Origin of the sequence: Actinocrinis sp. (genome assembly GCF_035938995.1) — a bacterium.
Taxonomy (GTDB): domain Bacteria; phylum Actinomycetota; class Actinomycetes; order Streptomycetales; family Catenulisporaceae; genus DASZGI01.
This window is the reverse complement of record NZ_DASZGI010000338.1, coordinates 1-8,937: the sequence shown is the minus strand read 5'-3', so window position 1 is coordinate 8,937 and position 8,937 is coordinate 1. Positions and strand designations below refer to the sequence as shown.

At 69.8% G+C, this 8,937-nt stretch carries 8 protein-coding genes; 5 read left to right on the top strand and 3 right to left on the bottom strand.

From position 1 onward, the window contains the following. Positions 1–91 precede the first annotated feature (91 nt). A complete protein-coding gene (locus tag VGZ32_RS24150) occupies positions 92–931 on the bottom strand; it encodes an SDR family NAD(P)-dependent oxidoreductase (RefSeq protein WP_326888471.1) in 840 nt (279 codons plus the stop codon). Between the two features lie 105 nt (positions 932–1,036). Between VGZ32_RS24150 and VGZ32_RS24145 the strand changes: the two genes are divergently transcribed. Continuing rightward, positions 1,037–1,162, top strand: coding sequence for a hypothetical protein (locus VGZ32_RS24145; protein WP_326888470.1), 126 nt, complete (start codon positions 1,037–1,039; stop codon positions 1,160–1,162). A 317-nt stretch (positions 1,163–1,479) separates the two neighbouring features. Then, positions 1,480–2,316, top strand: a complete 837-nt coding sequence (locus VGZ32_RS24140; RefSeq protein ID WP_326888468.1) for an NAD(P)H-binding protein — start codon at positions 1,480–1,482, stop codon at positions 2,314–2,316. A 171-nt stretch (positions 2,317–2,487) separates the two neighbouring features. Here the strand turns inward: VGZ32_RS24140 and VGZ32_RS24135 are convergent, their stop codons facing one another. Then, positions 2,488–3,468: an aldo/keto reductase gene (locus VGZ32_RS24135; protein ID WP_326888467.1), complete on the bottom strand. Its 981-nt coding sequence runs from the start codon at positions 3,466–3,468 to the stop codon at positions 2,488–2,490. Positions 3,469–3,546: 78 nt separating this feature from the next. On the opposite strand from VGZ32_RS24135, the gene VGZ32_RS24130 reads away from it, so the two are divergent. After that, positions 3,547–4,458, top strand: coding sequence for a LysR family transcriptional regulator (locus tag VGZ32_RS24130; RefSeq protein ID WP_326888466.1), 912 nt, complete (start codon positions 3,547–3,549; stop codon positions 4,456–4,458). A gap of 108 nt (positions 4,459–4,566) precedes the next feature. Here VGZ32_RS24130 and VGZ32_RS24125 read toward each other — a convergent pair whose 3' ends face one another. After that, on the bottom strand, positions 4,567–4,878 hold the full coding sequence (locus VGZ32_RS24125; RefSeq protein ID WP_326888465.1) for a hypothetical protein: 312 nt from the start codon (positions 4,876–4,878) through the stop codon (positions 4,567–4,569). A gap of 406 nt (positions 4,879–5,284) precedes the next feature. Between VGZ32_RS24125 and VGZ32_RS24120 the strand changes: the two genes are divergently transcribed. Together VGZ32_RS24120 and VGZ32_RS24115 are read left to right on the top strand one after the other, a co-directional pair. Further along, positions 5,285–8,461: a glycoside hydrolase family 3 C-terminal domain-containing protein gene (locus VGZ32_RS24120; RefSeq protein WP_326888464.1), complete on the top strand. Its 3,177-nt coding sequence runs from the start codon at positions 5,285–5,287 to the stop codon at positions 8,459–8,461. A gap of 216 nt (positions 8,462–8,677) precedes the next feature. Beyond that, the coding region (locus VGZ32_RS24115) for a hypothetical protein (protein ID WP_326888463.1) at positions 8,678–8,937 on the top strand (260 nt) is incomplete at its 3' end.

Sequence of the window (8,937 nt, the reverse complement as noted above, 5' to 3'; positions counted from 1 at the left end):
TTTCCTGCGACGCGACCGCTTGCGCCGAGATCGCTTGGACATGTGGTGCCTTACTTTCGTCTGGAAGTGAAACCGACGTGATCGCCGGGCGTCAGACGCTGGCGGGCTGCCGGTCCAAGCCGACCACCTTGGCAGTGGCCTTCCACAGGCGGGCGATGGCCTTGTCGTCGGCGGCGAGCGGGGCGACTGGGGCTTCGCTCTCGCCGTCGTAGTACGCGCCGTTCCGCACGGTGGTTTCGGGGCGGCAGAGCCGGGCCACAACGTCAGCGCCGTCCGCGACAGGCTGCCCGACGCGGGCGTAGAGCGAGAGCATCCCGGTGCTGAGGATTCCGGGGTGCACGCTGACGGCCAGGATCCTGCCGCCCGCGGCGACGGCGGCGGCGCGGGTGAACATCGTCAGCGCGAGCTTCGACTGGGCGTAAGCGCCGATGCGGGCGTAGCCGCGGACCCGGTCGAGGTCGCCCCAGTTCAGGTTGGCGGTGCGGTGCAGCGCCGAGGACGCGTTGACCACGCGCCCCGGCCGCGCCGCGCCCAGCGGGTCCCACAGCAGGCGGGTCAGCAGGTACGGCGCCAGGTAGTTGACCTGGTGGGCGAGTTCGTGGTCGTCCTCGGTCAGGGTCCGCGTGTCGGTGGGGGCCACCGCGGCGTTGTTGACCAGCACGTCGAGGACCGGGTGGCGGGCGGCGACCCGGTCGGCGAGCGCGGCCACGTCGGACAGCCTCGTGAAGTCGGCGACCTCGGTCTCCAGGCGGGTGAGGTCGAGTCCGGCCAGGCCGAGCCGTTCGCGCGCGGCGTCCACGGACGCGGGGGTCGGGCCGTGCAGGATCACGGTCGTCCCGTCGGCCATCAGGCGGCGGGCGACGGCGTGGCCCAGGCCGTTGGTGGACCCGGTCACCAGGGCGATGCGCGGAGTTGAGGGTGCGGAAGTCATGACACAGTCCAGATGAAGAAGCACGGAGCCGCGCAGGGGCGACCGGGTGCGGCGAGAAATCAAGGAATAGGTGCGCAGCCCGCGGTTTAACCGCAGAGTGCTGTCGTGAACGATGAGACGTCAGATACGCGGCGCGAGGCGATGCGGCGGCCGGTCGTCGTGGCGCAGGCCGCCGTGTATGACGATCAGGGGTCTGATCGGGACGGCGCGCTCGTTCACGGAATCCAGTGAACACGATCAACGGGAACGCGGACAACTGTTCTGTCGCGAGTTATACGCCTCTCACACCGGTTATCCGCGTTTGCGCACGAGCCACCCGGCCGGGCCGACAAGAGCAGGCCAGCTCAGCGCCTTGAAAATGCTCGGGTCTCGCTCGAACGGGGAGCTTCGGCCGCGCGCTCGAGTCTCGCTCGAATCCACTTGTCGGCCGGGATTTTCGCGCGTTGAGGACCGAATCCGTCCTCAACCGCTCCTAGTCTCGTTCCTGCCACTCTGGGTACGGCAGCCAGCTGCCATACGCGCCAATCGCACAATGCAAGGAGAAGCCCATGTTCCTGGTCACCGGAGCCACCGGAAACGTCGGCCGGCACGTCCTGACGCAGTTGCTCACGCAAGGCCACAAGGTCCGGGCCCTGTCCCGGCGCCCGGACAAGGCCGCATGGCCGATCGAGGTCGAGGTCGTCGCCGGCGACCTGACCGACCGGACGGCGCTGGCGGCCGCGCTGTCCGGAGTGGAGGCCGCGTTCCTGCTCGCGGCCCCGGGCTGCGGTCCGGATTTCGCCGCCGCCGCCGAGTCCGCCGGGGTGGGACGGGTGGTGTTGATGTCGTCCGGCGCGGTCGGCGACGCCTCCGCCGAGGTCAGGGCGAGCGCCATCGCCGCCTACCACGCCGAAGTCGAGCATGCTCTGCAGGCCTCGCGCCTGGAGTGGACGTTCCTGCGTCCTGGCGCGTTCGCCGCCAACAGCCTGGGGTGGGCGAGCCAGACGAAGACCGGCGATGTGATCCGCGGCGCCTATGCCGAGGCGACCTCGGCGCCGATCCACGAGGCCGACATCGCCGACGCCGCCGTCGCGGCCCTCACCCGGGACGGCCATGGCGGGCAAGCCTACCGGCTGACCGGCCCCGACTCGCTGACCAACGCCGAGCTGGCCCGCATCCTCGGTCAGACGCTCGGACGCCCCATCGCCTATCAGGAGCTGCCGCCGGAGCAGGTCCGCGCGGCGATGACCGGACACGTACCCGCTCCGATCGTGGACAGCCTGCTGGCGATTTGGGCCGCTTCGGTCGGGCGTCCGGCCGAGGTGACCTCCGACGTCGAGAAGGTCACCGGCCACCCCGCGCGCAGCTTCAGCGCGTGGGTCGCGGACCACGCACAAGACTTCTGACAAGCCCGCCTGCCCGTGGCCTGAAAAGGCAACCGCTCGGCGGCACCAGTAACGTCTCACTGGTGCCGCCGAGCGGTCTATTCGTTATTCGGCGCCTGACGCGCGGGGGAAGGAGGGCTCGCGTGGAAGAGAACTGTCAGGGCGCCTTGGTCCAGCGGCCTGTCAGTGCTCTCACGCGCCGCGGCCGGTGACGGGCACGGCGAAGGAGGTCCGGTCGCCGGCCCACGCGGCGCGGGGGGCGGCCTCCTCGATGCGCCGAAGGTCGGCCTCAGTCAGCTTGATGTCCGCGGCGGCGGCGTTCTCTGCGACCCGGTCGGGGTTGCGCGAGCCCGGCAGCGGAACGACCTCGGGTCCCTGCGCGAGCAGCCACGCCAGCGCGAGCTGACCCACCGTGGCGCCCCGGTCGTCGGCGATCGCGCGCAGAGCGTCGATCTGGGCCAGATTGCGCTCGAGTTCGGCACCGTGGAACCGCGGGTCGCCGCGGCGGAAGTCGCTGCTGTCGATCGTGGTGTGGTCCAACGTAGCGGTCAGCAGGCCGCGGCCGAGCGGGCTGTAGGGCACCAGTCCGATGCCGAGCCGCCGCGCCGCCGGAACCACATCCTCCTCGGGCTGGCGCCACAGCAGCGACCACTCGAACTGCACCGCCGTGATCGGATGCACCGCCGCGGCCTGCTCGAGCTGCTCGGCGGTCACCTCCGACAGTCCGAGGTGGCGCACCTTGCCCTCCTTGACCAGCTCGGCCATCGCGCCGACCGACTCGGCGACCGGCACGTCCGGGTCGACCCGGTGCAGGTAGTAGAGGTCGATGACGTCGGTGCCGAGCCGGGAGAGCGAGGCCTCGCAGTAGCCGCGCACGTTCTCCGGCCGCCCGTCCAGGCCCGCGCCGCCGTCGCCGCGCACGATCCCGAACTTCGTGGCCAGCTCGACCTGCCCGCGGTGCTCGGCCAGCACCCGGGCGACCAGGCGCTCGTTGTGCCCGCGGCTATAGCTCATCGCAGTGTCGAGCAGGGTCACCCCGGCGTCGAGCGCGCGGCTGATCGCCCGCAGAGACTCGCCGTCGTCGGCCGGGCCGTAGCCCTGGGAGAACCCCATGCAGCCGAGGCCCACCGCCGAGGTGGTGAATCCGTCGATACCCAGTAGTCGTCGCTCCATGGCTCCAGCGTGCCGAGCGCCGATCGATAAGTCCAAGCCACGTTTGCGATGGGATCTAGAGCGGATTACTCTGAATCGATGGAGCTGCGTCAGCTTGTTTACTTCGAGGCGGTCGTGCGGCACGGCGGGTTCTCCCGCGCCGGGGAGCAGCTGCGCGTCGCCCAACCGGCGGTCTCCGCGCAGATCCGGCGGCTCGAAGCGGAACTCGGCACACCGCTGCTGCGGCGCACGACGCGCCAGGTGGCGCTGACCGAGGCGGGCGAGCTGTTCCTGGTGCGGGTGCGCGCGGTGCTCGATCAACTCGACTTGGCACGCGCGGAGCTCAGCGAGCTGACGGCGGTGCTGCGGGGCCGCGTGCGCATCGGCGCCACACCTGTTCTCAGCACGCTGGACCTGCCCGCGGCGCTGGCCCGGTTCCACCGCCGCCATCCGAGCGTCACGCTCACCCTCCGGACCGGGCTGATCGCAGACCTGCGCGACGCCCTGGACTCCGGCGAGCTCGACCTGGTCGTCGGGCCGCTGCACCCCGGCCTAGCCGAGAGCCACCTTGCGCACCCGCTCGCCGAGGAGAGCGTGGTCCTGGCGACGGCCCCCGGTCATCGGACGGCTGGCCGGACCGCCGGCGGACGCCGCGCGATCGCCCTCGCCGACCTGCGGGACGAGCCGTTCGTGTGTCTGCCCCGGGGCACCGGTCTGCGCGCGATCCTGACCGCGGCGGCGGCGCGCGCCGGGTTCGAGCCGCGCATCGAGTTCGAGGCCGACACCCCGGCGAACGTCCGCGAACTGGTCGCGGTCGGCCTGGGGGTGGCGCTGCTCGCCGAGTCGGTGGCCCTGGCGGCGGGCCCGGCGATCGACATCCTCCGGCTCGACGACGCGCCCGAGCACCCGCCGATCGGCTGCATCCTGCCGCGCCGCCGCGCAGCGAATCCGGCGACGCGTGCATTCGTGCAGCAGTTGGCCGACTCCGCCGCCGGGGCAGGACGCGGTTAATCAGGGTTCGAAATCGGCGAGCCGGGGAATCTCGACCTGGACGTTCAGCGCGGAATTCCGGGGCGATTTCGTGCGCTGCCATAGCGAGAGTCTGCGTCCCCAGCGGCGTCACCTGCGGGACATCGGCTGGATCCGCAGGTAACGCGGCGTCACGCCGGACCTGAAGTCGGTGCTGGCGCCGCTGTCCCCGGCGCGGCTTGAAACTTTCACGCGAGTCGAGGCTTTGGAGTCGATGTTGGCCCGGAGTTGCGCGACCCGGCGTACGCCACGATCGGCGGGTTCTACCAGGTGGTGCGGCAGGCGATCGTCGACAATGCGGACGCGCAGGGCGGTCGCGCAGGGCGGCCCGGCCAACCAGGTCGGCAGCACCCCGGCCACCGCGAAGAGAACGGTCGAGGACTTCCTCAGCAGCATCGACATGATCAGCGGCCAGGGCGAGGGCATCGCCCTGGCCGGTGGTGATCGACACGCTCGCGGTCCCGCGCGACGGCTACGCCACGAGCGCGAGCGCCTGACCCGTTGTGCCGGAGTGTGGGCGAATACAGTCGCAGACGACGGCGCGGGCCACTCCACTGCTTCCACAGTCTCTTACCGGGAGGTGTGGTCCGCGGCCACGGCGTTTTTCGGCCGCGTTCGCTTCCTGAGTCTCCCTTTTCGCGGTACGCCGATTCCAAGAGCCGAGCGCGCGTCGCGACACTTGCGCTCAAGTTGTTTCACGAGTTTAATCACGACGCGCATTAAGTCGCCGCGCGGGAGAAGCACCCTCGCCACGGCCCGCGCTGCGATCTCGACCGCTCGGCGCGGCGAATCTCAACGAGGAGACATCGTGCAACCGTGCACCACCCTCCGGAATCTCAGGACCCTGCGCTTAACGGCGCTCGCCCTGGTCACGGCCTCGGCGAGCCTGTTCGCGGTGTCCACGGCGCCGACGGCCACGGCCGCGTCCGCGGCCTGCCCGTGGGTCGGCTCCACCGCCCCGATCTCCCAGCGCGTCAGCCAGCTGTTGGGCAAGATGTCGGTCGCGCAGGAAGTCAGCCTGCTCACCGGCACGTCAGGGTCCAGTTACGTGGGCTTCATCCCGGCGATCGGCTCCCTCTGCATTCCCGCGATCGACCTGCAGGACGGCCCGGCCGGCGTCGGCGACGGCTTCAACAACGTCACCCAGCTCCCCGCGCCGGTGGACGCCGCAGCCACCTTCGACACCTCCGCCGAGCAGGCCTACGGCCAGGTGATCGGGTCCGAGCAGGAGGCCAAGGGCACCACGATCGACCTCGGCCCCACCATCAACATCACCCGCGACCCGCGCTGGGGCCGCGCCTTCGAGTCGGTCGGCGAGGACCCGTACCTCAACGGCACGCTCGGCGCCGCCGAGATCCAGGGCGTGCAGTCGACCGGGGCGATGGCGCAGGTCAAGCACCTGGCCGTGTACAACCAGGAGACCAACCGCAACACCCCGTCCGACAACGCGGTCATCGACAACAAGCCGCTGCAGGAGATCTACCTGCAGGGATTCCACGACTCTGTGGCACAGGGCGCCGCATCGTCGGTGATGTGCTCCTACAGCACGATCAACGGCACCTACGCCTGTGAGAACCCGTACATCCTGACCACCGCGCTGCGCCAGCAGTTCGGCTTCGGCGGTTTCGTCACCTCCGACTGGGGCGCCACCCACTCCACCGCCCCGTCCGCGAACTCCGGCCTGAACATGGACATGCCCGGCAACGACGGCTTCTACGGCGGCGCCCTCTCCTCCGCCGTCTCCGGAGGCTCGGTCTCAAAGGCGACGCTCGACTCGCTCACCTCGCAGGTGCTCACCGAGCTGTTCGCGTTCGGGCTCTTCGACAAGCCGCCGGTCGGCTCGCCCGCGCAGACCGCGACAAGCTCCGCGCACGTGACCACCGCGCGGCAGATCTCCGAGGAAGGCACCGTGCTGCTGAAGAACAGCGGCTCGGTCCTGCCGTTCGGCTCCTCGGTCTCCTCGATCGCCGTCATCGGCGCCGACGCGTCCACCAGCCCGCAGACCGACGGCGGCGGCAGCGCCGGGGTCAACTCCAGCGGCACCGTCACCCCGCTGCAGGGCATCACCGCACGTGCCGGCGGCGGCGTCGCGGTCAACTACAACGACGGCTCCAACGCCTCGTCGGCCGCGTCGCTGGCCGCCTCGTCCTCGGTCGCCGTGGTCTTCGTCAGCAAGTTCGAGTCCGAAGGCAGCGACCTGAGCAACATCGACCTGGCCAGCTCGGACAACTCGCTGATCTCGTCGGTCGCCGCGGCGAACCCGCACACGATCGTGGTGGTCAACTCAGGCTCCGCGGTCACCATGCCGTGGCTCAACTCGGTCGCCGGCGTGTTCGAAGCCTGGTACCCCGGCCAGGAGGACGGCAACGCGATCGCCGCGCTGCTGTTCGGCGACGTGGACCCGTCCGGGCACCTGCCGGTCACCTTCCCCACCTCGCTGTCCCAGGTTCCGGCCAACACCTCGGCGCAGTGGCCGGGCACGAACGGCCAGGTCCAGTACTCCGAGGGCGTCGACGTCGGCTACCGCTGGTACAACGCCAAGAACCTGACGCCGCTCTTCCCGTTCGGCTACGGCCTGTCCTACACCAGCTTTGCGTTCAGCAACCTCTCCATCAGCCCCCTGGTCAAGGGCGGTGCCGCGACAGTGACCGCCACGGTGACCAACACCGGCTCCCGTGAAGGTGCTGATGTGGCGCAGCTGTACGTGACCGATCCGGCCGCATCCGGCGAGGCGCCGAAGAACCTCGAGGGCTTCGCCCGGGTCGACCTGCAGCCGGGCGCGAGCGCGACGGTCAGCTTCCCGCTGACGCAGACGAATCTCCAGTATTGGAACGACAGCTCGTCCGCGTGGGCGACCAGCACCGGCAACTACACCGTCTCGGTCGGCGACTCGAACGCGAACCTCCCGCTGACCGGCACCCTCTCCGTCGGCTCGGCGCAACTCGGCCAGACCGTTTCGGTCACCAACCCGGGACCGCAGGAAGGCGTCGCCGGCACCGCGGTCAACGTGCCGATCAGTGCCAGCGACAGCACCGGCGGCCAGACGCTGTCCTACTCGGCCACCGGCCTGCCCGCCGGAACCTCGATCAACGCGGGCACCGGCGCCATCACCGGAACCCCGAGCGGCTCCGGAACCAGCACCGTCGCCGTCACCGCACGCGACGGCTCCGGCGCGTTCGCCAGCCAGTCATTCACCTGGACCGTCTCGCCGGCCGGCTCCGGCGTCCCGACCACGCCGCTGATCAACTCCAACGGCCAGTGCCTGGACCTGCCCGGCGACAGCAACACCGACGGCACCGCGGTGCAGGTCTACAACTGCAACGGCACCAACGGACAGCAGTGGACTGAGGGAACGGACGGCACCGTGCACGCCGACGGCAAGTGCCTCAACGTGGCCGGCACAGCGGTCCAGATCGCTACCTGCAACGGCAGCGGCGCGCAGCAGTGGCAGCCGCAGTCGAACGGTGAACTGGTCAACACGCAGTCCGGCCAGTGCCTGACCGATCCCGGCGCGGCCAACGGAACCCAGGTGCAGATCTCCGCTTGCACCGACGCGGGCAGCCAGCAGTGGCACTCGCCGGCCGGCTCGAACAACGGTGGCGGCGGCTCGACCGGCCAGGTCACCGGATACCAGGGCCTGTGCCTGGATGTCCGCGGGGCCAACAGCGCGGACGGCACGCCGGTCCAGGTCTACACCTGCAACGGCACCAACGCCCAGCAGTGGACGGTGGCGTCGAACAGCACGCTTCAGGCGCTCGGCAAGTGTCTGGACGTGGCCAGCGGCGGCACCGCCAATGGCACAAAGGTGCAGCTCTACACCTGCAACGGCACCGGCGCGCAACAGTGGCAGCCGGGCTCGAACAGCTCGCTGGTCAATCCGCAGTCCGGCAAGTGCCTCGATGTCACCGGCTTCGGCGGCTCCGGCACCCAGGTCCAGATCTGGGCCTGCTCCGGGAGCTCGAACCAGGCATGGACGCTCCCGTAGTGCCCTGACATTGCGGTAACCACAGACCGCCCTGGTGCTGCCGAAGAGGCTGCGGCAGCACCAGGGCTCTTTCATGCCCGGTCCCGAACGACCTGGCTGATCCCGTCTCGGATCGACTCGGCCGGCGACTGCCCCGTGATCTCGACGATGCGCTCCATGGCACACCCGATAGTCGTGTGAGCACATTCGTGTACACGAATCGACTATTATGGAGACATGGAACACCAGGAAGTAGTGACGGTGCGTGATGCCCGTAAGAACATCTCGCGCATCCTCTCAGATCTTCAGGAGGCCGGCCCGCAGGCAGAGCCAGTCTTCATCGGTGCGCATCGCAAGGCTGAAGGCGTGCTCCTCTCGGTCGAGTCCTACCGAGAACTAGCCGCACTCCGTGAACGCTTCCGCAGAGGAGAGGCGGTAGCGTCCGCTTGGGGCAGTCTCAGAGCCGAAGGACTGGAACCCACCGCTCAGTTCGTTCG